Source organism: Sodalis praecaptivus, from assembly GCF_000517425.1.
Taxonomy (GTDB): Bacteria; Pseudomonadota; Gammaproteobacteria; order Enterobacterales; family Enterobacteriaceae; genus Sodalis_A; species Sodalis_A praecaptivus.
On the sequence record NZ_CP006569.1, the window covers coordinates 12,220 to 36,225 of the forward strand.

The 24,006-nt window shown below is 57.8% G+C and carries 20 protein-coding genes; 13 read left to right on the forward strand and 7 right to left on the reverse strand.

Annotation, left to right across the window (positions count from 1 at the left end; all coding sequences use genetic code 11):
- Window position 1: 1 nt before the first annotated feature.
- The 7 genes from glmS (at window position 2) to phoU (ending at window position 7,879) form a co-directional block, all read left to right on the forward strand.
- Window positions 2-1,834, forward strand: coding sequence for a glutamine--fructose-6-phosphate transaminase (isomerizing) (gene glmS, locus SANT_RS00065; protein ID WP_025420284.1), 1,833 nt, complete (start codon window positions 2-4; stop codon window positions 1,832-1,834).
- A 169-nt stretch (window positions 1,835-2,003) separates the two neighbouring features.
- A complete protein-coding gene (locus SANT_RS00070) occupies window positions 2,004-3,197 on the forward strand; it encodes an aspartyl protease family protein (protein WP_051440058.1) in 1,194 nt (397 codons plus the stop codon).
- Window positions 3,198-3,372: 175 nt separating this feature from the next.
- A complete protein-coding gene (pstS, locus tag SANT_RS00075) occupies window positions 3,373-4,413 on the forward strand; it encodes a phosphate ABC transporter substrate-binding protein PstS (RefSeq protein ID WP_025420286.1) in 1,041 nt (346 codons plus the stop codon).
- Window positions 4,414-4,459: 46 nt separating this feature from the next.
- Window positions 4,460-5,419, forward strand: coding sequence for a phosphate ABC transporter permease PstC (gene pstC / locus SANT_RS00080; protein ID WP_025420287.1), 960 nt, complete (start codon window positions 4,460-4,462; stop codon window positions 5,417-5,419).
- Window positions 5,419-6,312, forward strand: coding sequence for a phosphate ABC transporter permease PstA (gene pstA / locus SANT_RS00085; RefSeq protein WP_025420288.1), 894 nt, complete (start codon window positions 5,419-5,421; stop codon window positions 6,310-6,312). The genes pstC and pstA overlap by 1 nt, the downstream gene beginning before the upstream one ends.
- 38 nt (window positions 6,313-6,350) lie before the next feature.
- Window positions 6,351-7,127, forward strand: coding sequence for a phosphate ABC transporter ATP-binding protein PstB (gene pstB / locus SANT_RS00090; RefSeq protein ID WP_025420289.1), 777 nt, complete (start codon window positions 6,351-6,353; stop codon window positions 7,125-7,127).
- 14 nt (window positions 7,128-7,141) lie between these two features.
- Window positions 7,142-7,879, forward strand: a complete 738-nt coding sequence (gene phoU, locus SANT_RS00095) for a phosphate signaling complex protein PhoU (RefSeq protein ID WP_025420290.1) — start codon at window positions 7,142-7,144, stop codon at window positions 7,877-7,879.
- Window positions 7,880-8,222: 343 nt separating this feature from the next.
- On the opposite strand, the gene yieH is transcribed toward phoU, so the two are convergent.
- From yieH to agaR, 7 genes are all read right to left on the reverse strand, one after another.
- On the reverse strand, window positions 8,223-8,906 hold the full coding sequence (gene yieH, locus SANT_RS00100) for a 6-phosphogluconate phosphatase (RefSeq protein WP_025420291.1): 684 nt from the start codon (window positions 8,904-8,906) through the stop codon (window positions 8,223-8,225).
- A gap of 907 nt (window positions 8,907-9,813) precedes the next feature.
- Entirely contained in the window at window positions 9,814-10,248 is a 435-nt protein-coding gene (agaF, locus tag SANT_RS00110; RefSeq protein ID WP_025420293.1) for a PTS galactosamine/N-acetylgalactosamine transporter subunit IIA, read from the reverse strand.
- Window positions 10,249-10,261: 13 nt separating this feature from the next.
- Window positions 10,262-11,155: a PTS system mannose/fructose/sorbose family transporter subunit IID gene (locus tag SANT_RS00115; RefSeq protein WP_025420294.1), complete on the reverse strand. Its 894-nt coding sequence runs from the start codon at window positions 11,153-11,155 to the stop codon at window positions 10,262-10,264.
- 235 nt (window positions 11,156-11,390) lie between these two features.
- Complete coding sequence (gene agaW, locus SANT_RS00120) at window positions 11,391-12,158, reverse strand: PTS N-acetylgalactosamine transporter subunit IIC (RefSeq protein WP_025420295.1); 768 nt, start codon at window positions 12,156-12,158, stop codon at window positions 11,391-11,393.
- A 14-nt stretch (window positions 12,159-12,172) separates the two neighbouring features.
- Complete coding sequence (gene agaV / locus SANT_RS00125) at window positions 12,173-12,655, reverse strand: PTS N-acetylgalactosamine transporter subunit IIB (protein WP_025420296.1); 483 nt, start codon at window positions 12,653-12,655, stop codon at window positions 12,173-12,175.
- Window positions 12,652-13,851, reverse strand: a complete 1,200-nt coding sequence (locus SANT_RS00130) for an SIS domain-containing protein (protein ID WP_025420297.1) — start codon at window positions 13,849-13,851, stop codon at window positions 12,652-12,654. The genes agaV and SANT_RS00130 overlap by 4 nt, the downstream gene beginning before the upstream one ends.
- A 57-nt stretch (window positions 13,852-13,908) precedes the next feature.
- Window positions 13,909-14,682: a transcriptional repressor AgaR gene (agaR, locus tag SANT_RS00135; protein ID WP_025420298.1), complete on the reverse strand. Its 774-nt coding sequence runs from the start codon at window positions 14,680-14,682 to the stop codon at window positions 13,909-13,911.
- A 1,142-nt stretch (window positions 14,683-15,824) separates the two neighbouring features.
- Here agaR and SANT_RS00140 point away from each other — a divergent pair.
- The 6 genes from SANT_RS00140 to SANT_RS00165 all read left to right on the forward strand — a co-directional run bounded on the left by SANT_RS00140 (window position 15,825) and on the right by SANT_RS00165 (window position 23,942).
- Window positions 15,825-17,030: a hypothetical protein gene (locus tag SANT_RS00140; protein WP_025420299.1), complete on the forward strand. Its 1,206-nt coding sequence runs from the start codon at window positions 15,825-15,827 to the stop codon at window positions 17,028-17,030.
- Between the two features lie 119 nt (window positions 17,031-17,149).
- The gene (proP, locus tag SANT_RS00145; protein ID WP_025420300.1) at window positions 17,150-18,652 is read left to right on the forward strand and encodes a glycine betaine/L-proline transporter ProP; all 1,503 of its coding nucleotides are present in this window, start codon (window positions 17,150-17,152) and stop codon (window positions 18,650-18,652) included.
- Between the two features lie 225 nt (window positions 18,653-18,877).
- On the forward strand, window positions 18,878-20,167 hold the full coding sequence (locus SANT_RS00150; protein ID WP_025420301.1) for an arsenic transporter: 1,290 nt from the start codon (window positions 18,878-18,880) through the stop codon (window positions 20,165-20,167).
- Between the two features lie 327 nt (window positions 20,168-20,494).
- The gene (locus SANT_RS00155) at window positions 20,495-21,862 is read left to right on the forward strand and encodes an MFS transporter (RefSeq protein ID WP_025420302.1); all 1,368 of its coding nucleotides are present in this window, start codon (window positions 20,495-20,497) and stop codon (window positions 21,860-21,862) included.
- Window position 21,863: 1 nt separating this feature from the next.
- On the forward strand, window positions 21,864-22,565 hold the full coding sequence (locus SANT_RS00160) for a cyclase family protein (protein WP_025420303.1): 702 nt from the start codon (window positions 21,864-21,866) through the stop codon (window positions 22,563-22,565).
- A 366-nt stretch (window positions 22,566-22,931) separates the two neighbouring features.
- Window positions 22,932-23,942 carry a Zn-dependent oxidoreductase gene (locus SANT_RS00165; protein ID WP_025420304.1) on the forward strand — a complete coding sequence of 337 codons (1,011 nt, stop codon included), beginning with the start codon at window positions 22,932-22,934 and terminating at the stop codon, window positions 23,940-23,942.
- The last annotated feature ends 64 nt before the right edge of the window (window positions 23,943-24,006 follow it).

Sequence of the window (24,006 nt, forward strand, 5' to 3'; positions counted from 1 at the left end):
GATGTGTGGAATAGTAGGCGCGGTTGCGCAGCGTGATATTGCCGAGATACTGTTGGAGGGACTACGTCGTCTTGAGTATCGTGGATATGATTCCGCCGGGCTGGCGGTGGTGGACAATGACGGCCATCTACAGCGCCTGCGTCGGGTGGGAAAAGTCAGCGCACTGACCGAGGCGGCACAGGCGCACCCGCTCTCCGGCGGCACCGGTATTGCCCATACCCGCTGGGCGACTCACGGCGAGCCGACGGAAAATAACGCGCATCCCCACGTCTCGGGGCACATCGTGGTCGTCCATAACGGCATCATCGAAAATCATGAACCGCTGCGCGAGCAGCTACGCGAACGCGGCTACACGTTCGTTACACAAACCGACACGGAAGTGATCGCGCATTTGGCGCATTGGGAACAGCGCCAGCAGGGCGGCGCGCTCTTTGAGGTGATGCAGCGGGTGGTGGGCGCGCTGCGTGGCGCCTACGGTACGGTTATTATGGATAGCCGCGATCCCAGCGTGCTGGTGGCGGCACGCTCCGGCAGTCCGCTGGTTATTGGCCGCGGCGTCGGCGAGAACTTCCTGGCCTCCGATCAACTGGCGCTGCTGCCCGTCACCCGCCGCTTTATGTTCCTCGAAGAGGGCGACATCGCCGAAATTACCCGCCGTACCGTTCGGGTATGGGACCAGGCCGGCGAGAGCGTGGAGCGGCCGGAAATCGAATCCCAGGTAAAATACGATGCCGGCGACAAAGGGTTGTACCGCCACTATATGCAAAAGGAAATTTTTGAGCAGCCGCAAGCGATCAAAAACACGCTGGAAGGTCGCTTTAGCCATGGAGAGGTAACGCTGTCGGAACTGGGCGACGGCGCCGATGCGTTACTACGCCAGGTGCAGCACGTGCAGATTATTGCCTGCGGCACCTCCTACCACTCCGCCATGGTCTCCCGCTATTGGTTCGAGGCGCTGGCCGGCGTGCCCTGCGATGTGGAAATCGCCTCCGAGTTTCGCTACCGCAAACCCGCGGTGCGCCCCGGCAGTTTGCTGATCACCCTCTCCCAGTCCGGCGAGACCGCCGATACTCTGGCGGCGCTGCGGTTGACCAAAGCCCTCGGCTATCTGGGTTCGCTTGCCATCTGTAATGTCGCCGGCTCTTCGCTGGTGCGCGAATCGGATATGGCGCTGATGACCCGGGCCGGCACTGAAATCGGCGTAGCTTCCACCAAAGCGTTCACTACCCAGTTGACGGTGCTGTTGATGCTGGTGGCGCGTATCGGCCGCCTGCGCGGTATGGACCAGGGGGTAGAGGAAGATATCGTTCATGCTCTACAGGCGCTGCCGAGCCGCATCGAGCAGATGCTGTCGCTGGATAAGCCCATTGAAACGCTGGCCGAAGGCTTTTCCGATAAACATCACGCGCTGTTTTTAGGCCGCGGCGATCTTTACCCTATCGCTATGGAAGGGGCGCTGAAGCTGAAAGAAATCTCTTATATTCACGCTGAAGCCTATGCCGCCGGGGAGTTGAAACATGGCCCGCTGGCGCTTATTGATGCCGATATGCCGGTGATCGTCATTGCCCCCAACAATGAACTGTTGGAAAAATTGAAATCCAATATAGAAGAAGTGCGCGCCCGGGGGGGATTGCTGTATGTTTTCGCGGAGCAGGATGCCGGTTTTACCGCCAGCGAAAATATGAAAATTATCCCGCTGCCGCACGTGGAGCAGATCGTGGCGCCCATTTTCTACACCGTGCCGATGCAGTTGCTGGCCTATCACATCGCCCTGATTAAAGGGACTGACGTCGATCAGCCGCGTAATCTGGCTAAATCGGTAACGGTGGAATAACCTTAATGGCGGTCACATCCAGGTGCAACCGCACCGCGGTATTTTTTGCGGATCCCCAGCGGTAGGTTTTACGGTAAAATCATGCCATTGTCGTCGAAAGGCGCGGCTGGCGACAACGGGATACGCCCGTCGGGCCGCTACTTCTTGACCTGCCGGAGGACGTGATACCATGGATAGCCGTTACGCTTTTCGACCTTTCTGGGCCTGCCTGGCCGTGGTGCTGGCCGCCTCGCCGTGCGCCCCGACCTTCGCGGCGCCGGCGGCCGGGGAGAATCCCCCGGTGCTGCACGAGCCGGTTCACCTGCTGCATCTCGTCGTGCCGGTGACCATCGCCGGCAACACCTACCGGTTTGTGCTGGATACCGGCGCCAGTTATACCGTAATTGATAAACGGCTGGCGCAAACCCTTACCCGACCCGCGACGCCCGATGAGATCCCCTCGATCTTTCGTACCATTATGGCTAACGGCGTCGGCAGTACCCAGGGAAAGCTCGGCGCCGATCAAGTTTCGCTATGGCGTTCACTGCCGATAACGCTTGGCAGTTATACGCTGCCGGGCATCAATCCCTGGCTGGCCATCGATTTGGACATATTCAGCCAATCGCTCGGGGAAAAGGTGGATGGCGTTCTGGGCGCGGAGGTATTTCGTCAGTTGAGCTGGGCGGTGGACAACCGTAGCCATCAATTGACCGCCTGGCGACATTCTCCGTCGTTGATGGGGTATCAGCAATGTCTGCCTTATGAGGACCAGTTCGGCCGCTCGCCGGTGTTAACGCTGGATTACAAAGCTTACAGCATCAGTATGGTGGTCGATACCGGCGCGGTGCAGAGTTTCGTCAGCGAAGAGCTTATCGGTAGGATGAAAAAGCAGTATCGCAATGTTACGACGGGTTACCGGCAAACGCCCAGCGCCACCGCCAGCGGCCTGGGGCATGATAATGACTATTTGATCGACGGCCTGACGTTTAACGGTATGCCGGTGGGCCGCATGAAAATCAGCGGCAACAAAAACGACATGTATAACCTGGGCATGGATTTCTTCAGCCGCTTTGACAGTTATCTGTTTGCGCCGGACCAAATGTTATTTTGCTACAACGCCCGCCATTTTACGCGCAATGATAAAGCGCCCTTGCGCAACATTGGTATCCGTTTCCACCAGCAGCGGGTGGAAATTTTCTATAACCAGCCGCAGGAGCTTGCTCGTTACGGGCTGCAAAATGGCGATCTGCTGCGGGAAGTCAACGGCCGCGCGGTGACGCCGGAAGCGATAAGCGACATCCGCCCGGTACTGGCGGACACGCCGGCAGGTAAATTGACCTTGGTCATCGAGCGCAACGGTAAACGGCGCACGTTGCAGTTATAGCGGCAAGCGCGGCGGCGGCAAGGTTCGCGCCGCCAACGCCGGGCATTGTCATCTAACTGTCATATTTCGTACATCTTGCTGTCACTAAACTGACCTATTTTCCCTCCTGCACGGCAGTCATCTTTACTAACAACAAGTACCAGATGTCGACAAATTTTATCCCACAGGAGGGATTATGAAACTGATTCGTACCACCCTTGCCGGTATGGTTGCAGCCTCTTTCACTCTGGCGGCGATGCCCGCTTTTGCCGCGGCCAGCCTAACCGGTGCAGGTGCGACCTTTCCGGCGCCGGTTTACGCTAAATGGGCAGATTCCTATCAAAAATCCACCGGCGTAAAAGTCAATTATCAAGGCATCGGTTCCTCCGGCGGCGTAAAACAAATCATCGCTAATACCGTCGATTTCGGCGCATCTGACGCGCCGCTGAGCGATGAACAGCTTAATAAAGACGGCCTGTTCCAATTTCCCACCGTCATCGGCGGCGTTGTGCTGGCGATTAATGTGCCGGGCGTGAAGAGCGGCGAGCTGACGCTGGACGGGAAAACGCTGGGTGACATCTTTCTCGGTCAAATCAAAAAATGGAACGACCCGGCGATAACCAAACTCAACCCGGGGCTGAAACTGCCGGATCAGGCGATTGCGGTGGTGCGCCGCGCCGATGGTTCGGGCACCTCGTTCGTTTTCACCAGCTATCTCTCCAAGGTGAATCCTGATTGGAAAGGGAAAATCGGCGCCGGCTCGACGGTTAATTGGCCGGTAGGATTGGGTGGCAAAGGCAACGACGGCGTGGCCGCTTTTGTACAGCGTTTACCCGGCGCCATCGGCTATGTGGAATATGCCTACGCCAAACAAAACCATCTCGCCTACACCAAATTGATCACCGCCGACGGCAAGCCGGTATCGCCCACCGAGCAAAACTTCAGCGCGGCGGCTAAAGGCGCCGATTGGGAAAGCTCCTTCGCCCAGGACTTGACCAATCAGCCGGGGAACGACGCATGGCCGATTACCTCCACCACCTTCATTTTGCTGCACAAACAACAAAATCGTCCCGAGCAAGGAAAAGAAGTGCTGAAATTCTTTGACTGGGCCTATAGCCACGGTGCGCAACAGGCCAGCGAACTGGACTATGCGGCACTGCCTGATACGGTCACTACCCGCATCCGCGCGGCGTGGAAAACCGAGCTGAAAGGCAGCGACGGCAAGGCCATTTGGTAACGGCGTTTCCTCTCCTGCGGGAGAATCATCCTGATGTGAGCAAGCTATGGCGGAAATGAAAGCGGTGACACGCGCGCCGGGTAAACGGGGCGATCTGATATTCGGAACGCTGGTACGCGCGGCGGCGCTGGTCACGTTACTGCTGTTGGGCGGTATTATCGTCTCGCTGGTGGTCGCGTCTTTACCGAGTATGGAAAAGTTTGGCTTTTCCTTTCTGTGGACCCGTGAATGGGATGCGCCAGCGGAACGTTTTGGCGCGCTGGTGCCTATTTACGGCACGCTGATGACCTCGTTTATCGCCTTGCTGATAGCGGTGCCGGTCAGTTTCGGCATCGCGTTGTTCCTGACCGAGCTGGCGCCCGGCTGGTTAAAACGCCCGCTCGGGGTGGCTATTGAGCTTCTGGCGGCCATCCCGAGTATTGTGTATGGCATGTGGGGACTGTTCGTCTTTGCCCCGCTGTTCGCCAGCTATTTCCAGCAGCCGCTGGGGGATGTGCTGTCGGCAGTCCCCTTTGTGGGCGTGCTGTTTTCCGGTCCGGCGTTTGGTATCGGCATCTTGGCGGCGGGTATCGTGCTTGCCATTATGATTATTCCTTACATCGCCGCGGTCATGCGCGACGTGTTTGAACAAACGCCGGTGCTGATGAAAGAATCGGCATACGGCATCGGTTGCACAACGTGGGAAGTGATTTGGCACATCGTTCTGCCGTTTACCAAAAACGGGGTAATAGGCGGTGTGATGCTGGGGCTGGGACGCGCGCTGGGGGAAACCATGGCGGTGACCTTTATTATCGGCAATACCTATCAGCTTGACAGCCTGTCGCTGTTTATGCCGGGAAACAGCATCACCTCGGCACTGGCCAATGAATTCGCCGAGGCGCAAGAAGGGTTGCACACCGCGGCGCTGATGGAATTAGGGCTTATCCTGTTCGTCATTACCTTTATTGTACTGGCCTGTTCGCGATTAATGATAAGACGACTGGCGAAACATGAAGGGGGCAAATAATGGCGACCATTGAACCGTTGGTGCGTAACGCGCCGCAGCGCGAAGCGCTACGCAAACGCCGCCAAAGCTGGCGGCGGATGAAAAACCGCATCGCGCTGTGCTTATCCTTATTGACCATGGCCTTCGGCCTATTCTGGCTGTGCTGGATCCTGATTGCGACCGTCGGCCGCGGGTTTGAAGGTATGTCGGCCGCGACCTTTTTGGAAATGACGCCGCCACCCAATACCGCCGGCGGCGGGCTGGCGAATGCGCTGGCGGGCAGCGGTTTGCTGATTTTGTGGGCAACGCTTATCGGTACCCCGCTTGGCGTGCTGGCCGGGGTCTATCTGGCGGAGTATGGCCGCCGGTCGTGGCTGGCGGAGGTGATTCGTTTCATCAACGATATCCTGCTGTCCGCGCCCTCAATCGTGATTGGTCTTTTTGTCTACAGTCTGGTGGTGACCCGGATGCAGCATTTCTCCGGCTGGGCCGGAGTGATTGCGCTGGCGCTGTTGCAGGTTCCGATCGTAATCCGCACCACCGAGAATATGATGCGCCTGGTTCCCGATACGCTGCGCGAAGCGGCTTACGCATTGGGTACCCCGAAGTGGAAAATGATTTCCGCCATCACCATGAAAGCCTCCTTGTCCGGCATTTTGACCGGGGTGCTGCTGGCGGTGGCGCGCATCGCCGGCGAAACCGCGCCGCTGTTGTTTACGTCGTTGTCCAATCAATTCTGGAGCACCGACCTAATGCAGCCTATCGCTAATCTACCGGTCACGATTTTCAAATTTGCCATGAGTCCGTTTGTGGAATGGCAGCAGTTGGCCTGGGCCGGGGTATTGATCATTACCCTGTGCGTGCTGCTGCTGAATATTATCGCCCGGACGGTGTTTGCCAGGAAAAACCATTAAGCGCCGTCGGCGGTTGTCGCCGAGGCCAGGAGAGAAGTATGAACCCGATTCACCCCGCCGGTGACAGTAAGCTGCAGGTCAGGGATCTCAATTTTTATTACGGTAAATATCATGCGCTGAAAAACATCAGCCTCAATATTAAACGTAATCAGGTCACGGCGTTTATCGGGCCGTCCGGCTGCGGTAAATCTACGCTGTTGCGCACGTTCAATAAAATGTACCAGCTTTATCCCGAGCAGCGTGCGCAGGGTGAAATTATGCTCGACGGCCAAAATATTCTGGCCGATACCGGCGATGTGTCGCTGCTGCGCGCCCGGGTGGGAATGGTCTTTCAAAAGCCAACGCCCTTCCCGATGTCGATTTATGACAATATCGCCTTCGGCGTACGGTTATTCGAGAAACTCTCGCGCGCTGAGATGGATGAACGGGTGCAATGGTCACTGACCAAGGCGGCGCTGTGGAACGAAACGCGCGACAAGCTGCATCAAAGCGGTTATAGCCTCTCGGGAGGCCAGCAGCAGCGTCTTTGCATCGCGCGCGGTATCGCTATCCGTCCTGATGTGTTGCTGCTGGATGAGCCCTGTTCGGCGCTGGATCCGATTTCGACCGGGCGTATCGAGGAACTGATTTCCGAACTGAAAACCGACTATACGCTGGTCATCGTAACGCATAATATGCAACAGGCGGCGCGCTGCTCCGATTACACGGCGTTTATGTACCTGGGCGAGCTGGTCGAATTTAGCGATACCGACAGTCTGTTCACCGCGCCTCAGCACAAACAGACCGAAGACTATATCACCGGCCGCTATGGTTAATCACGGGGTACGCCATGGATAATTTGAATCTTAACAAACATATTTCCGGTCAGTTCAACGCTGAATTGGAGCATATCCGCACTCAGGTTATGGCGATGGGCGGGCTGGTGGAACAGCAGTTGACCGACGCCATTAGCGCCATGCATAACCAGGACGGAGAGCTGGCCCGGCGCGTGATCGCAGGCGATGCCAGGGTGAATATGATGGAAGTGGCGATCGACGAAGCGTGCGTGCGCATTATCGCGAAACGCCAGCCGACCGCCAGCGATCTGCGCTTGGTGATGGTTATCATCAAAACCATTTCCGAGCTGGAACGTATTGGCGATGTGGCGGATAAAATTTGCCGCACCGCATTGGAAAAATACTCTCAGCAGCATTTACCCATGCTGGTGAGTCTGGAATCCCTGGGGCGCCACACGGTGCAGATGTTGCACGATGTGCTTGACGCTTTCGCCCGAATGGATCTCAACGAAGCGGTGCGTATTTATCGTGAAGATCACAAGGTCGACAAGGAATATGAAGGGATTGTGCGTCAGTTGATGACCTATATGATGGAAGATACCCGCACCATTCCCAGCGTATTGACCGCGCTGTTTTGCGCGCGCTCGATCGAACGAATTGGCGATCGTTGCCAAAATATCTGTGAATTTATTTTCTATTTTGTCAAAGGCCAGGATTTCCGCCATCTGGGCGGTGACGCGCTGGAAAGTTTGCTGACCGGTAAGCCGGCCGAACCGCCCGCGACGGAATAAATCGCCCGTCAGCGTTTGCTGCGCCAGTGCCCCCGGCGCCACCGTTCTCCCAGGCGCCACCGATTCACCAAGGCGCCATCGATTTCCCCGGGGCGCCGCCGATTTCCCCGGGGCGCCACCGATTTCCCCGGGGCGCCACCGATTTACCAAGGCGCCGCCGATTTCCCCGGGGCGCCGCCGATTTCCCCGGGGCGCCACCGATTTCCCCGGGGCGCCGCCGATTTCCCTGGGCGCCGCCGATTTCCCTGGGTGCCGCCGATTTCCCTGGGCGCCGCCGATTTCCCTGGGCGCCGCCGATTTCCCCGCTTCTGCCAACACCGTTGGCTGGCATTGTGCGTCGTGACTACAACGAAGGCGCCGGCGCGTGCGTCAGGATCCAGCCGCGCTCGCGCCATAATGCCGGTAATTGCGCCATCGCATCGAAGCGGGTGACCAGCGGGTGATCGAGAGGCGGATTGTGCGGATCGGCGCAATAATAAAACACCGGAATGCCGGCGGCGATACCGGCCTGGGCGCCCGCCAGGGAATCTTCAATCAAGATGCAGCGCTCCACCGGCAATGACATTGCCGCGGCGGCATGATGGATAAGCGCCGGGTCCGGTTTCCAGCGACCCAGGGTATAACCGCTGAACAGCCGGTCGTTGAAAAAAGGCAGCAAGGATGTGAGCCCCAGCGAATGCTGCATTTTGCTGACCGGGCCGTTAGACACCACCGCGACCGGTACAATGATTTGCTCCAGCAGCGCGCGGATGCCGTTAATCGGCTCCAGGCCGAGATCAAACAGCCGCGCCACTTCCTGGCGATATTGGCGTTCCAACACCTCGATGGGCTGCGTGAGGCCATATTGCCGCCGAATGTCGTCAAATATCTGATTCAGCTTGATACCTTTAAAGCGCTTGATGGCCTCTTCAAGGCTGATATCAATGTCATAATAGGCACATACCACGGTGTACGCTTGGCAACAGAGGGTCTCGCTGTCGACCAAGGTGCCGTCGCAATCAAATAATACGCAGGAAATATCGGTCATGGGTCCGCCTCGTAGAGGGAATGCCTCGGTATCTTGTCTTTACTTTACACTATTTGCATCGGGGCAGTGAAAGGGAAAGGAGGGGCAGAGTCACCAATAATCGGGCTTAGGATCGACCGAGGTCCGCTACGCCGCCAACGCGCGTTGGGGGGCATGGATTTGCTGGTAGCGACGAAACTGTGCCGGGGCCGGCGAGTTGTTGTAGCGCGAATATAACGTGAGAGAATAACCGAATTATATAAACTAATATTTGATGTTCAATTGATATAATGGCTTGAATTAAATGATTCCCGGATGCTCCAGACACAGGATACATCCGGGATGACACAGTACTGCAGTGGCGGAGTAATAATAGCAATTGCGGCAAGGAAGTAAATAGAATATTCATCAAAACTTTATTTTTAAGTGTTTTTTTGAATAGTAAGGTAAATATATCTATATTAATTAATAATGGATTCGTTATTATTAATTAATCCCCATTGTTTTTTAATATCAAAATGATGAAAGTGTAATTAATCAACTTTCTAATTAATTAGATTCAATGACGCACCAAGGTTGGTTCTTTTGCGCTTCGACGGCATATGGCCTTTGCTCGCCGAACCGCAGGCGGATATCGGTGAACAGAGACTTTACGACGCGGGTCTGGCCGCTGGCACTAAGGCAAGATATCGCCCAGGCGATGAACCCTGACGACGAAAAACTGTGGGATGCCTAAGGCTATCACGCTGAACCCTGCTCACGTTCGACGCTACATCCCCGGGATTGCGGGGCGCGAGCGTCACGATGGCTCGTGGGGCGGCAGCAGGCGTACTGACCCTGCCAACGGCTTTGACGGTCACGCCGGGGGGATTATCGGTCGCCGTCGGAGCAACGCCGCGAGGGATCGGCCGCCCGCTGCCTTTTTTGTCTAGATTCCCGATTCGGTGGGCAACGCGGGCGCGGAACGATGCTGCTGGTGCCAGAGGCTGGTAATGCCGCGCTGGCCGCATTCCAGCGCCTGGTCGCGGAATGCCTCGGTGTCCAACTGAGGGCGATCCAACATCATCTCCACCGCCATTTGCAGATTGGTGCCGGCAATGACTTCATAGCCCGGATGGGCAAGGGCAATATTGGCCGCTTCCCGAAAAGGGCTTCCGCCTAGCATATCGCTTAAAAAGACCACGCCATCGCCGTCATCACAATGGGCACAGGCGGCCGCCAGCCGCTGCCCCAGCGCCTCGGTGCTGTGTCCCTCGGGAAAATCCACCGCCATGCACAGCGTTTGCCGGCCCGCGACCTGCTCCAGCGCCTGCAGTAGCCCGCTGGCGAAAGCGCCGTGTCCGGTAATGATCACACCCAACATAGTTCCTCCTGACTTACAGCAGGCCGATGGCTTTACCGGCAACGCCGATAACGACCGTCAGTCCGATAAGCTTAACCGGCGAAAAACCGCGTTTCATTAGCCAATACACCAGCAGCGTGAAGCACAGCGGCAGCAGATTCGGCATCAGTTTATCCAGCACGTCGGTTTGCAGCGCAACGCTTGCCTTACCGGCATGCATCACCAGCGGCGTCGACAGCTGCACATACGACGCCACCAGCGCGCCGATAACCGTCATGCCGATGATGGAGGCGGCATGGGAAATATTACGGGTGTGGGTCTTAAGCTTCGCCAGCGCGCTGGTGCCGGCGTGATAACCGTAATGAGCCAGGCCGAAACGCAAACCAAAATGCACCACATTAAACATCAGCAGGAACACCACGGGGCCGAACAGGCTACCCGACAGCGCCAGCGAGGCGCCGACCCCTGCGCAGACCGGCAGCAGCGTCAGCCAGAATAAAGCATCGCCAATGCCGCCAAGCGGCCCCATCAGCGCGACCTTAACGGCGCGAATCGTCGAGAGGTTTTCCTTGGCGCCCTCCATTGCCAGCACCAGTCCGCTGAGGAAGGTCACGTCAAAGGGATGCACATTGATAAATTCCATGTGCATTTTCATGGCGTTGGACAGATCCTGTTCATTACGGTGGATTTTGCGCAGCCCCGGGATCAAGGTATAAAGCCAGCCCCCGGCCTGCATACGCTCATAATTGAATGACGCTTGCAGCAGCAGCGAGCGCCACGCCATCCGGTTGAGATCGGCGCGGGTCAGCGTGGCGGCGGGGTGATTATCAAGATAAAAATCCCTGTCCACCCGGCTAGTGGCGAGCGCCTGCGCCAGCCTCCGTTGCGAGCCGTCTTGAGCGGCCTGTGGATCGTCATGTGATACCATGGTTGTTATCCTCCGGCGTCGCGGCGGGGGGGGCCCGCCGGGCCTGTTGAACATCATAAAACGTCAAATCGTTATTAAGCCACTGTCGCATTTTGTGCGGCGTCGCCGCCCTCGTCCGTACCGATCTTCGCCGCCGGTTCGGCGCGCGGGTAACGCCGTCTGAAGCGCTATCAACCGCGCCGGGTCATGTCTGGGCCGCAGTGCCACTGAACCCCGGCGGCAATGCCCGGGCGCGTCAAATACCGTCCTCTCTCTCTTGTTGTGCCGCGGCCGGCGCGCCATGCCGGGCGCTGTTGAAGAAATCGATCAATGCGATGGACAGCGCGCCGAGCGCGACGGCGATAATTGGTAGCTTAAGGAACGTCACGGCGACAAATCCCAGAATGAAATACGCCACATAGTGCTGTTTCAACATGATCTTCATCAGCAGCGAAAAGCCAATGGCGGGCATCATGCCGCCGGCGACCGCCAGACCATCGAGCAGCCATTGCGGCGCGCGGGCCACCATGGCGCTGGCGGCGTCTGCGCCGAAGTACACCGGCAAAAACGCCACCACCAGATAAAACAGGAACAGCACCGTCAAGCCGAGGTAATTTATCCGTTCAATACCGCGCCAGTCGCCGCGGCTTACCAGGCGATCGCAGTGATGCATCAACGGCGAGAACAGGGTGAACAGCAGGGTAATACAGCCCTGCATGGCAATGGCGAAGGGTACCGCGATGCCGATAGCGATTTTGGCGTCCGCGTGGGTCAGAATGGCGAAAGCGGTGCCGATGATCCCGCCTATCACCACATTTGGCGGTTGCGCACCCGCCAGTGGAACCATTCCCATCCACACCAGCTCCAGCGTACCGCCCACCAAAAGGCCGGTATGAACGTCGCCTAAAATGAGCCCCACCAGCGGGCCTACCACTACCGGCCGGTGAAAGTGCGTCAGCCCGTTAAACATATCCACGCCGGCCAAGCCCGCCAGCAGGCCAATCAACAGCGCCTCGGTAAACATAATCTCTCCTCTCGTCAGTCCAATAGCCGGTCAACCGGCTCGCCGCTTTCGTCCGGTACGCGCCGGATCTCGCATTGCACGCCCAGGCGCGTCAGCTCGCGAAACGCCGCAATATCGTCATCGTCCACCGAAACGGTTTTATGAATCTGCCGTTTGCCTTCGGCAAAATGCATGTTGCCAACATTGACCGCGCTTATCGGCACGTCGCCGCGCACCAGAGTCAGTACGTCTTGCGGTGTTTTGCAGACGATGAAAATGCGCTGACGCGGCGCGGCGCGATGAATAACGTCAATTGTTTTTTGCAGAGTGAAATAGCGGGTTTCCACGCCCGGCGATACCACCATATCCATTAGGCTTTGCTGCACCGGATCGCTGGCGGCCTGATCGTTGGCCACCAGTAATAAATTCGCGCTCAGGGAATTGGCCCAGGTCACGCCCACTTGGCCGTGTACCAGACGGTTATCAATCCGGGTCAGTAAAATATTCGGCGTGGTCATGCGTCTTCCTCCTGCTGTCTGGGTTGCCAGGCACCCTGGCCTGTGGGGTAGGGGTAAAGGGTTACGCCCTGCACGACGCGGTTCACTTCGCCGGAGGGGCAGGGATTGTCGGGCGTTACCCCGAGCGCCAGCGCGGTTTCCAACGCCAGCAGTTGCAGGAACATCAGATACGGCAGGCTGAGCCAGATATCGTCATGCGCGCCGGCGACGGCCAGCGTTTCCGGCATATCGGCGTCCCTATCGCCGCTGAGCGCCACGACGCGCCGCGCCAGGCCGTCTTTGCGCAGTTCGTGCAGCAAATCGCGCTCGTAGCCACGACGGTAGGGATCGGTCGATAACAGCAGCAGCACCAGCGTTCCGCCGTCTATCATGAATTTGGGACCATGACGCAGACCCAGCGGCGTGTCGTAACGCGAGGCGATACGGCCGGCCGTCAGCTCGAGAATTTTCAGCGCCGCCTCTTGGGCGACGCCGGACAGACAACCCGCGCCGAGACACACTACGCGCGTGAATCCGCCGCGGGCCAATGGCTTACACTGCTGCTGCCATGACGCCTGCTGCTGGTCGCACCAATCGGCAACCGATTGCAGCATTTCGTCGCTCTGCGCCAGCGGCCAAGGGCCCAGCGTCAGCAGCGTCGCCAGCAGCATGCAGCTAAAGCTGGAGGTCATGGCGAAACCCTGGTCCAGCGCTTCTGACGGCATGAGGAGAGTACGGGCGCGTTGCCGATTTTGGCCGAAGCGCGCTAATTCTCCCTCGGCGTTACAGGTGATAACGAGGTGATGGCAGTCCGGCAGCATGCGGTCCGCCAGTGTTACCGCGGCCAGACTCTCGGGGCTATTGCCGGAGCGGCCGTAGGAAACCAGCAGCGTCGGCCGCGTCGGGTGCAGGTAGTGCAGCGGCGCCGGCACGATATCGGTAGTGGCGCAGGCGACGACATCCCGACCGGTCGCCTCGCACAGCCAGGGCGCCAGGGCGCGGCCGATATAATCCGATGAGCCGGCGCCGCACAGCACAATGCGCAAATCCGGCTGGCGCAACAGCGTTTGCAAGAAGGGCTGCCATTGCGGCTGAAGCTGGTGCAATCGCTGGGTCAATCGGCGCCACAGCCAGGGTTGCTGATGGATCTCGCGAGCGGTGTGCAAGGCCTGACGCTGCCGCAACCACTCCTCGGGATAGGAATACAGCTGTTTCATCATGATGCTCCTTATCTCTGGGAACGTATTCCCAGGACAAAACGGGTTCGATAGGGGCTAATCGCCGGCGATAATGACCTCTACCCCCATATTGGTCAGCGCCTGCCGGTAGTCATCGGGGATCCGACTGTCGGTAATCAGCCGCTGGATGCCGGCGGCGGGGCGGATAAGGCAAAAGCTCTTGCGGCCAAATTTACTGGCGTCCGCCACGGCGATGATTTCATGCGCGACTTCGCACATGGCTCGATTCAGACTTGCCTCGCCGGCGTGGGGGGTAGTGATGCCGGCCTGCAGATCGAAGCCGTCCACGCCGAGAAATAGCGTGTTGAAACGGTAATTGCGCAATTGCTGCTCCGCGGCCGGGCTATACAGCGAATAGGAGTTCCGGCGCACGCTGCCGCCCAGCACCATGACATCCAACTGTTCGTAGCCCGCCAGTTCGTAGGCGATATTTAGCGCGCTGGTCATCACCACCAAATTGCGCCGCGCCTGGAGATGAGGCGCCATCAGCGATGTGGTGGATCCAGAATCGATAATTAACGCTTGACCGTCGCGGACATATTCCGCCGCTTTGGCGGCGATGCGCAGTTTGACGTCGCGGTTGATGTGTCCTTTGTCGCGCAGCGGCCTGTCAAAGACGAATTGTTGATTAAGCATGGCCCCGCCATAAGATCGCAACGCACAGCCTTTTTTTTCCAGGTAGCGTAAATCGTTGCGAATAGTGACGCAGGAAACGCCAAACTGTTGGCTCAAACATTCGACGCGCACGCTACCCGTCATACATAAGATTTCGATGATTTTTTCACGACGACTCAGGGTGTCCAGCGCCATGTTGTTCTGCTCCCGGTTACGGCAATGTCAGCCTGCAGGGTGAGGGATGTGAAAGGATTACCCTTGACCTCGGCCTTATTACAGCAAAGGCCGTAGGAGCGTGTTGCGAGCACGGTCACAGCTTATTTTTTGTCGCTAAGTGTCTAAAAACACTTTCGTTTCACCTTCAAGCGAAAGCGAAAATACCGCACCTGGTGCACTTAAATAAGGTTGGGAAATCGCATTTTACGTCACGCTGATTTCCACAGGATGGGCGAAAACGAAAAAGCCGGTATCGATTTTGCCCGAGTGGGCTTCCCCTTTCGCATGTGAGCCCGATCGCAAATTTAACAATGAGCGACGGCTTCCGTGCGCCGACACCGCTTCTGATGGTGATGGCGCACGCCTGAAACGGGTAAGCCATTGTCAGCCACCCGTTATAGTTATTTCGTTGTGGAAATTCGACGCGGGCAGGTGAACGCATAAAAGCCCTTTCACTGACCCCCAACTTCCCAGAACACGCCGCCGTGGTCTACGGCGATGCGTCTGCCAACGGCGGGAGATGGCGCAATCCGTGTCCGTTTACCTCCCCTTTCCCTTTATGATCCGGTGGCGCGAAGGTTACCGGTACCCCTTAGCGCGGCCTACCCGGCGATTACCGCTCGGTGGGGGGCGTCTACATAGGGCTGCGGCGTCGGACATGACAAAGGGACATTCGGTTATCGATATCACCGTCCTCTCCGCGCGGCGGCGGTATCATTTTAGTGCCAAGCCCTCATTGGCGTATTGTTTACCTTTTGAACGGTAAAATCAGTGAACATGGCGGACGAATGGGCGCGGGATCCCGCAACGGGAGGAATCCCCCCGCCTATTGCCGCCGCCGCTTGCCCGTCTAGCCCGGCGCTAATTGGCTGGAAAGCAGCGCTGTTGGCGGCGGCAATTTACCCGGCGCTCTTGGAACATCGGCAAAAGCGCCGGCGGCGGCATTGCGTGCCGCGATCACTCTTCTTACCTTTGCAAGAGGCGCCCATGAAAGGAATCATAGCGCGGCCGCGACAATGGGATCGGGATAGCGAAAGCGGGTGCAGGCCTGGTCCAGGCTACAGACGCGCGGCCGCAGGGCGTCGCCCTAATGGCGCGCCGCGGCCCGAGACCCATTAGCCATGGGCGGCGTCAGCGGAAAGCGCGCGCAGGCAGTGCCGCCGGCCGGCGGGATCGGGCAGCGGCGGCTGACGCTGCTGGCGGTGTATTTTGCCGAGCGCCTGCTGTTTCTCGGGGTGAATATCGTCATGCCGCTGCGGCTGGCCAGCGCCGGTGACATCGCCAACGCCGAAATCGGCCTGTTTTATGCGTTGCTGCTGGTGGGCTACCACGGCTCGCCGCTCTTCTATAGCCTGTTGGGCCGCTATGCCACGCGTGAACAGATTCTCATCCTCGCGGTCGCGCTGGAGTTGGCCGCCCTGCTACTGATTATCGGCGGAGCGGTGGACAATCGCCTCTACCGTCTTGCGCTGCTGGCCGGCCTGGGGGCCGGTGGGGTCTCCGCCATGCTAAACGGCCTGCTTGCCGCGAGCGGGCCGCGTGCGGCGGCGGAAAAACGCTGGGGCCTGGCCCCCTTAGCCGATCCTTGCCGGCCGCTGCTTTACACCGCCGCCTTCCTGGCGCCGTGCTGTGGCTGGCTGCCGATCGGCGATTATCGGACGTTTATCATTTTGGTGGCGGCCGTGCTGCTGGTCTTACTGTGGAATTTCTATCGCCTGGGCGCGCCGGCGTCGGCAACCTCGCCGGGCGAGGCCTTACCCGCCGGGCACAACGCGGCGCTGCCGCCTGCGGACGGTAAAGGCCTGGATCGGCGTTTCCTAACGCTGTGGCTGGCGACCTGCGGTGCCTGGTCGAGCGGCGCGGTGCTGTATGTTATCTTGCCGTCTATCGACACGCATCTCTTTGGCAAAGACGATATCAATTATTGGTTTTCATGGTATGCCGTCAACATGGCCGCGCTTACGTTGCTTGAGCGAAAGGGATACCACAGACGGGCAGGCGGCAGCGCCATGACCGGCCTGCTGCTTATGGCCGCGGCGATAAGCATCATCGTTTGCGCTACCGGTCAGGTCAGCTTGCTGCTGCTGGCGGTGGCGATACAGACCGCCGGGAGTCATATCGCGTTCGGCTATCTTTATCAGCAGGCGTTGAACGTCTGTTATCGCGGCCGGATGATGCTGTATTTAAGCCTGCTCTCCTTAGCGGGCGCGCTGGGCGAGGGGGGAGCGCTGGCCGTCTACTGGCTTACGGGCAATGCACGCTTTACTCTGTTGTTGATATTACTGCTGCTATTGCTGGGCGTGGTCATTTTGCGCTTACGCCGCTGACATCGCGCTGTCCATCAGGCTAAGCGACGCTAATCATCGCTGTGTTGTGACAGGCGCCGCTACCTGAACTAAAATGAGGTTAGGATCTCATTGACATTGTTTTACAGGACATCGCATTGATGAAATTAGGGAAAAGTAAACATAAGCCGCTGCATATCAACGACATCACCATTATTGATGATGCCAAATTAAAAAAAGCCATTACCGCGGCCGCGTTGGGGAATGCGATGGAGTGGTTTGATTTTGGCGTCTATGGCTTTGTCGCCTATGCGCTGGGTCAAATTTTCTTTCCGGATGCCGCTCCCGGTATTCAAATGATCGCCGCGCTGGCGACCTTCTCGGTGCCGTTTCTGGTGCGTCCTCTAGGCGGGGTCTTTTTCGGCGCGCTGGGCGATAAATTCGGCCGGCAGAAGGTCCTTTCGGTCACCATAATCATTATGGCGGTAAGCACCTTCTGTATCGGGCTTATTCCCTCCTATGCCTCGATCGGCATCTGGGCGCCGGTGTTGTTGCTGTTGGCCAAACTGGCGCAGGGGTTCTCGGTCGGCGGCGAGTATTCCGGCGCGGCGATTTTCGTGGCCGAATACTCCCCGGACAGCAAACGGGGTTTTATGGGCAGCTGGCTGGATTTCGGATCCATCGCCGGTTTTGTGCTGGGTGCCGGCATCGTGGTGCTCATTTCAAGCATCGTCAGCGAGCAAAATTTTCTCGACTGGGGCTGGCGGATCCCCTTCTTCCTAGCGGCGCCGCTGGGGATTATCGGCCTTTATTTGCGTAATGCGCTGGAGGAAACGCCAACGTTCCAGCAGCATATGGATAAAATGGAGTCCGCCGATCGCGAAACGCTGAAAGAGCGGCCGCGCCTGTCGGTACGTGAGGTGGCGTCCAAACACTGGAAGGGACTTCTGGCCTGCGTGGGGCTGGTAATCGCGACCAATGTCACCTATTACATGTTGCTGACCTACATGCCCAGCTACCTGTCGCACAATCTGCATTATTCGGAAGATCACGGCGTGCTGATTATTATCGCCATCATGGTCGGCATGCTGTTTGTGCAGCCGGTGGTCGGGCTGTGGAGCGATAAAGTGGGTCGTAAACCCTTTGTCATCGGCGGCAGTATCGGTCTGTTCATCCTGGCGATCCCCTGTTTTTCCCTGATAAACAGCAACGTGCTGGGACTTATCTTTCTCGGCCTGTTGTTGCTGGCGGTGCTGCTTAACGCCTTTATCGGCGTTATGGCCTCAACCCTTCCGGCCATGTTTCCCACCCAAATACGCTATAGCGCACTGGCGATTTCCTTTAATATCTCGGTATTGATTGCCGGTTTGACGCCCACCCTGACCGCCTGGCTGGTGGAGAGCACCGGCAATCTTTACATGCCGGCTTATTATCTGATGGTCATTGCGGTGATCGGGCTGGCAACGGGTATATTCATGCGGGAAACGGCCAATCGGCCGCTGAAAGGCGCCAAACCCTCCGCCACCGACCGGGCGGAAGCCAAGGAGATTCTGCAAGAACGTTATGACGATATCGAGCAGCAAATTGATGATATTGATACTGAAATTCAGGCGCTGCAAAAAAAACGGCAAACGCTTATCGATCAGCATCCCCATGTAAATTGATCATTGCCCACCTAAGGCTTGCGACCCCGAGCAGGGCTCTAGCGAGGGTAGGCGCTTTTGCGCCTGCCGGCGTGACGCCGCTCCGGGCGCAGGATTAGACATCGCGCGGCGTCGGCGCACGGGGCGCTGCTGTGGACACGGGAAGGCTTGGCTGTCGTCGTCGCGTTCGCCGGCCTTTTTCGTTATTTATACAGACAAAAATCAAAAAACTTCCCGGAGGGGAATATGTGGCTGGCGGCGGCGATATTTGTGGTGACGATGATATTGGTCATCGCACAACCAAAGGGACTCGGCATTGGCTGGAGCGCGCTCATTGGCGCCGCGCTGTCGCTGGCGGGCGGCGTCGTGCATTGGAGCGATATTCCATTGGTGTGGCACATCGTATGGAATGCCACCGCCACCTTCATTGCCATTATCATTATCAGTCTGCTGCTGGATGAATCGGGGTTCTTTGAATGGGCGGCGTTACATGTGGCCCGCTGGGGCAGGGGCGGCGGCAGACGTCTTTTCATATTCATTGTGCTGCTGGGTGCCTGCGTCGCGGCATTGTTTGCTAACGATGGTGCCGCGCTGATCCTCACGCCTATCGTTATCGCGATGCTGCTGGCGCTGGGGTTTAGCCGGCGCGCTACTTTGGCCTTTGTCATGGCGGCAGGGTTTATCGCCGATACGTCCAGTTTACCGCTGGTGGTGTCCAATCTGGTCAATATCGTTTCCGCCGATTTTTTTACTCTGCCGTTCAATCACTATGCCGCGGTAATGGTGCCGGTAAATAGCGTTGCCGTAATTGCCACCTTGGCAATGCTGTTATTGGTTTATGGCCGTGATATTCCCACCGCCTATCCGCTGGCGCGGCTGAAACCGCCGGCGGAAGCCGTGCGCGACCGGCGTACATTCATGACCGGTTGGGGCGTACTCGCGCTATTGCTGGCGGGGTTTTTCGCGCTTGAGCCGCTGGGGGTACCGGTCAGTCTGGTCGCCGCCGTGGCGGCGTTAATCCTGTATAGCGTGGCGCGTCGCGGCCGGGTCATTAATACCGCCCGCGTTTTGCGAAATGCACCCTGGCAGATTGTCATTTTTTCCCTGGGTATGTATCTGGTGGTCTATGGACTGCGCAACGCCGGGTTGACCGACCTTCTGGCAAGCGCGCTGAATGGGTTAGCTGCGAGAGGGTTGTGGATCGCGACTCTGGGGACGGGAGTGCTTACCGCGCTGCTGTCGTCGGTCATGAACAACCTGCCTTCGGTTCTGATCGGCGCGCTGTCCATCGACGCCAGCAATACCGCCGGCGTGGTACGCCAGGGAATGATTTATGCCAATGTCATCGGTTGCGATTTGGGGCCAAAAATTACCCCGATCGGCAGCCTGGCTACCTTGCTATGGCTGCACGTGCTGGCGCAAAAAGATATTGCCATCAGCTGGGGCTATTATTTTCGCATAGGCATTATGATGACATTACCGGTGTTGCTGATAACGTTGGCGGCGCTGGTGCTGCGGCTGATGTGGGCCCAATAAACAGACGCGCTGGGAGGGGGTCGTTAGCCCCTTCCACATACAGGTTAAAAAAGACACCCGTTGCGGTAATGCACTTGTAAATGAATAAAATGTGATGTAGATCGTCTAATTCACCAAGACTACTTGTATGGTAGTCTCCTCACGCCTATCTTTCTTTCTCCGGCGCTCGCTATGCCTGCCGGTCAACACCACCCGCACGCACAACGCTTTGCAATAACAACGGCGGCGGGATAGGCGGGGTTATCCCACCCGGTTCCACTTTTTCGCGCTTTTATCATCGCGACGGCGAAGGCCTTCTGTTGATAAAAACGCCAGGTAGGAAATATCATGACAGACCGCAACAACAATCCTAACCTCATCGACGCCAATCGCCCCGGCGATGCGGCGGTGGTCACGGTACAGGCGCAAAATGCGCCAAGTGGCCTGCGCCAGCTGCTGCCGAAAGCGCATCCGCTTTCCTGGTGGATGCTGGTCATCACCACGCTCGCGATTTTGATGAATTCGATCGATCGCATCATATTACCGACGCTGCTGCCGGCGATAATGAAAGAGTTTAATTTAACGGAAGTGCAGGCCGGCTGGCTCAATTCGCTCAGCTTTTTCGGCACGCTGTCCGGGGCGGTGATTTTCGGTATTTTTTCCGACTATATCGGCACCGGCTACAAACGCTGCTATAGCTGGAGCGTCGCGGTGTTGGTGGAAGTCATCGCCGGCGTGGCCACCGCTTTTTGCAAAACGCTGGGGGTATTCCAGGCGCTGCGCGTGGCGATGGGAATGGGAACCGGCGGTTCGGAACCTATCAACGTCGCATTATTGGGCGAGTGGTGGCAAAAAGAAAACCGCGGGTTTGCCATCGGCGTACATCATACCGGTTTCCCGCTGGGGCAATTTATCGGTCCGGCGCTCATCGCCGCTATTCTTGTGTTTGGCACCTGGCGGCAGGCATTTTTATTCATTCCGTTGATCGGGCTGAGTATCGTGGTGATTCAATTCTTTATTGGCACCCGTAAAAACCATGAGAAAGTCTGCACCTGGATCCGCGAAAATAACCTGACGGTGCCGGTAGAAGAGCCGGCCGTGCTCCCCGCCGGCAAGAAAAAAGCCTCGCTGGCGGACTCGTTTGCCTGCCTGAAAAACCGCAACTGTCTATTGGCGATTGCGCTGATTTTCGGTTTTACCTGGGCTGAAATGGGTATTGCCAACTTCCTCACCCTGCAATTAACGCGTGATGTCGGGCTGCCGCTGGGCACTGCGGCGATTATTTCCGGCGCCTCGGGGATTACCGGCTGGATAGGGCAAATTTTTTGGGGCGGTTATTCCGATATGCGCGGCCGCAAGATTTCGCTGGGTATCGTAATCGCCGGATGGATGATTGCCGCGGCGCTGTGTACGTTGATCCACTCCGCCGCCCTTGGCTGGGGCATCCTGATTTTCTGGGGGTTATTCAGAAACTCCCCGTACCCGGTAGCCTATGCTTTGCTTATTGACTCGGCACCGCAGGCCGCCGCCTCCAGCATGGGTCTGATGATAGGTCTCGCGGTAGGCATTGCCGGCATTCTGGTGGCGCCGGTGACCGGCTGGATCATTCACGATTTCGGTTTTAATGTCCATTATGGCTTTATCGTGGTAGTGCTGCTGCTGTCGTGCATTCCCCTGTGGTTTATCAAAGAAACCGTCGATGTTAAGAAGGCTTAAGATGAACAGTGAACTGTTTGCGCTGTTGCGCGATTACCGGGTTATCGAACTTAACCATCAGTACGAACCGTTAATGCCGGTCTGGCCTACCCATCCACGTTTTTTCCGCAATGATGTGGAAACCTACGCGGCGGGAGACGGCAACTACAATAATCTACTGCAATTAAGCGACCATTGCGGCACGCACGTGGACTCGCCCGCGCACTTCGCACCCGAGGGAAAAACCATTGAACAGGTCGACGTGACGCGGCTGATGGGACGCGGCCTGTGCATTGATGTCTCCGCTTATCCGCCGGATACGGAAATCACCACCGACATGATCGCCGCTTGGGAACAGGCGCACGGCGAGATCCGAGCGCGGGATATTGTGTTATTCCGCACCGGTTACGATCGCGAATGGCGCTGCCGGCCCGATCATAAAACCGTTCTTTCCGACTGGTCGGGATTATCCGCCGCCGGCGCGGCCTATTTATTGGCTAAAGGTGTCGGCGTTATCGGCACCGACGCCATGTCGCTGGATGCCTGGTCGAACCATGACTATCCGGCGCATCGTCTGATTCTGGGCTCGGATAATTTAATTATGGAAAATCTGGCCAATCTCTATCAGGTGCCGGCGATATTCACCTTTATTGCCCTGCCGCTGCGCATCAAGGGGGGCTCCGCGTCGCCGGTCAGAGCGATAGCGCTGGTGCCCAACGACTAACGACAACACGCTTGTGGCTGAATCGAGGCGTCGTTTTGTGGCGGAGGTCTAAGTTTTGCTTATCTGGTATGGTAGTATGCATAAAAACGCGGTTGGGGTAGCAACACCTTTCGTTCAGGGCGCCCGCGATGAATACCGCCGCCAATGCACCCGGGCCGGCCGCCATGCCGTTACGCTAAAAAGCCCGTCCGCTGACGGGCGTAGGCGACGCCCCTCGCGGCGGACAGCGGCGGCCGAGGGCTATTTATAGGCCAAACCCGCTGCGTCCGCTTCGATGAAAACCGTGCGGCAAATGATCTCTATACCGGCCTAACGGCCGGTGGCCCGTCTGTAGGACGGCACGTTTTGGAATGGGAAGGAGTTAAAATGAAAAGCGTTGTTATTGCTGAACCGGGACAACTGGCGATTAAAGAGCGGGAACTGCCCCAGCCAGCGGCCGGCGAAGTGCGGGTTAAAATCCGTTACGCCAGTATCTGTGGTTCCGATATTCATATCTGGCACGGCCATAACCCGTTTGCCCGCTATCCGCGGGTCATCGGCCATGAATTCTTCGGCGCTATCGATGCGGTGGGCGAGGGTGTCGACCCCGGCCGCGTTGGCGAGCGAGTGGCGGTCGACCCGGTGGTCAGCTGCGGCCATTGCTATCCCTGTTCGGTAGGCAAGCCCAACGTCTGTACATCATTGCAGGTCATCGGCGTACACCGCGACGGCGGCTTTAGCGAATATGCCTGCGCGCCCGCGGGCAACGCCTATGTGGTGCCCGCGGCGATCCCCGACAAACTTGCCAGTCTCATTGAGCCCTTCACCATTGCCGCCAACATTACCGCCTATCTGAAACCGACGCCGGCGGATGTAGCGCTGATTTACGGCGCGGGCCCGATGGGGCTGACCGCCATACAGGTGTTAAAGGGCGTATATGATGTTTCCACGGTCATCGTAGTCGATCGTATCGAAGAGCGGCTGGCGCTGGCGCGCGCCAACGGCGCGGATAACGTGTTGAACAACAGCGCGACGCCGTTGGCGGAACAGCTGGATGGCCTGCGTCCGACGCTCATCATCGATGCCGCCTGCCATCCCTCCATCCTGCCTGAAGCGGTGGCGCTGGCTTCGCCGGCGGCGCGCATCGGCCTGCTGGGTTTTTCCGGCGACCCGTGCACCATCACCCAGCAAAGCCTGACCAGTAAAGAGATCTCGCTGTTTACCTCGCGGTTGAACAGTAAACGCTTCCCGGCGGTCATCGACTGGATGGCCAGCGGCGCCATTGCCCCGGAAAAACTGGTGACCCATTATTTCCCGCTGGCGCAGGTAGAAGAGGCCATGACGCTATTTGAATCCGATCCGCGGCGCTGCTGCAAGGTCATATTGGATATTCAATAACCCTGCCGTGAGGCGGTTTGCGCCGCCTCGCTGTACCTGAATATAAGAAGAGCCAGGAGTTGCT

Bases quoted from the DNA above. Each gene is read 5' to 3' on its own strand.
- glmS (WP_025420284.1), top strand. From the start codon at position 2: ATGTGTGGAATAGTAGGCGCGGTTGCGCAGCGTGATATTGCCGAGATA.
- SANT_RS00070 (WP_051440058.1), top strand. From the start codon at position 2,004: ATGGATAGCCGTTACGCTTTTCGACCTTTCTGGGCCTGCCTGGCCGTG.
- pstS (WP_025420286.1), top strand. From the start codon at position 3,373: ATGAAACTGATTCGTACCACCCTTGCCGGTATGGTTGCAGCCTCTTTC.
- pstC (WP_025420287.1), top strand. From the start codon at position 4,460: ATGGCGGAAATGAAAGCGGTGACACGCGCGCCGGGTAAACGGGGCGAT.
- pstA (WP_025420288.1), top strand. From the start codon at position 5,419: ATGGCGACCATTGAACCGTTGGTGCGTAACGCGCCGCAGCGCGAAGCG.
- pstB (WP_025420289.1), top strand. From the start codon at position 6,351: ATGAACCCGATTCACCCCGCCGGTGACAGTAAGCTGCAGGTCAGGGAT.
- phoU (WP_025420290.1), top strand. From the start codon at position 7,142: ATGGATAATTTGAATCTTAACAAACATATTTCCGGTCAGTTCAACGCT.
- yieH (WP_025420291.1), bottom strand. From the start codon at position 8,906: ATGACCGATATTTCCTGCGTATTATTTGATTGCGACGGCACCTTGGTC.
- agaF (WP_025420293.1), bottom strand. From the start codon at position 10,248: ATGTTGGGTGTGATCATTACCGGACACGGCGCTTTCGCCAGCGGGCTA.
- SANT_RS00115 (WP_025420294.1), bottom strand. From the start codon at position 11,155: ATGGTATCACATGACGATCCACAGGCCGCTCAAGACGGCTCGCAACGG.
- agaW (WP_025420295.1), bottom strand. From the start codon at position 12,158: ATGTTTACCGAGGCGCTGTTGATTGGCCTGCTGGCGGGCTTGGCCGGC.
- agaV (WP_025420296.1), bottom strand. From the start codon at position 12,655: ATGACCACGCCGAATATTTTACTGACCCGGATTGATAACCGTCTGGTA.
- SANT_RS00130 (WP_025420297.1), bottom strand. From the start codon at position 13,851: ATGAAACAGCTGTATTCCTATCCCGAGGAGTGGTTGCGGCAGCGTCAG.
- agaR (WP_025420298.1), bottom strand. From the start codon at position 14,682: ATGGCGCTGGACACCCTGAGTCGTCGTGAAAAAATCATCGAAATCTTA.
- SANT_RS00140 (WP_025420299.1), top strand. From the start codon at position 15,825: ATGGGCGGCGTCAGCGGAAAGCGCGCGCAGGCAGTGCCGCCGGCCGGC.
- proP (WP_025420300.1), top strand. From the start codon at position 17,150: ATGAAATTAGGGAAAAGTAAACATAAGCCGCTGCATATCAACGACATC.
- SANT_RS00150 (WP_025420301.1), top strand. From the start codon at position 18,878: ATGTGGCTGGCGGCGGCGATATTTGTGGTGACGATGATATTGGTCATC.
- SANT_RS00155 (WP_025420302.1), top strand. From the start codon at position 20,495: ATGACAGACCGCAACAACAATCCTAACCTCATCGACGCCAATCGCCCC.
- SANT_RS00160 (WP_025420303.1), top strand. From the start codon at position 21,864: ATGAACAGTGAACTGTTTGCGCTGTTGCGCGATTACCGGGTTATCGAA.
- SANT_RS00165 (WP_025420304.1), top strand. From the start codon at position 22,932: ATGAAAAGCGTTGTTATTGCTGAACCGGGACAACTGGCGATTAAAGAG.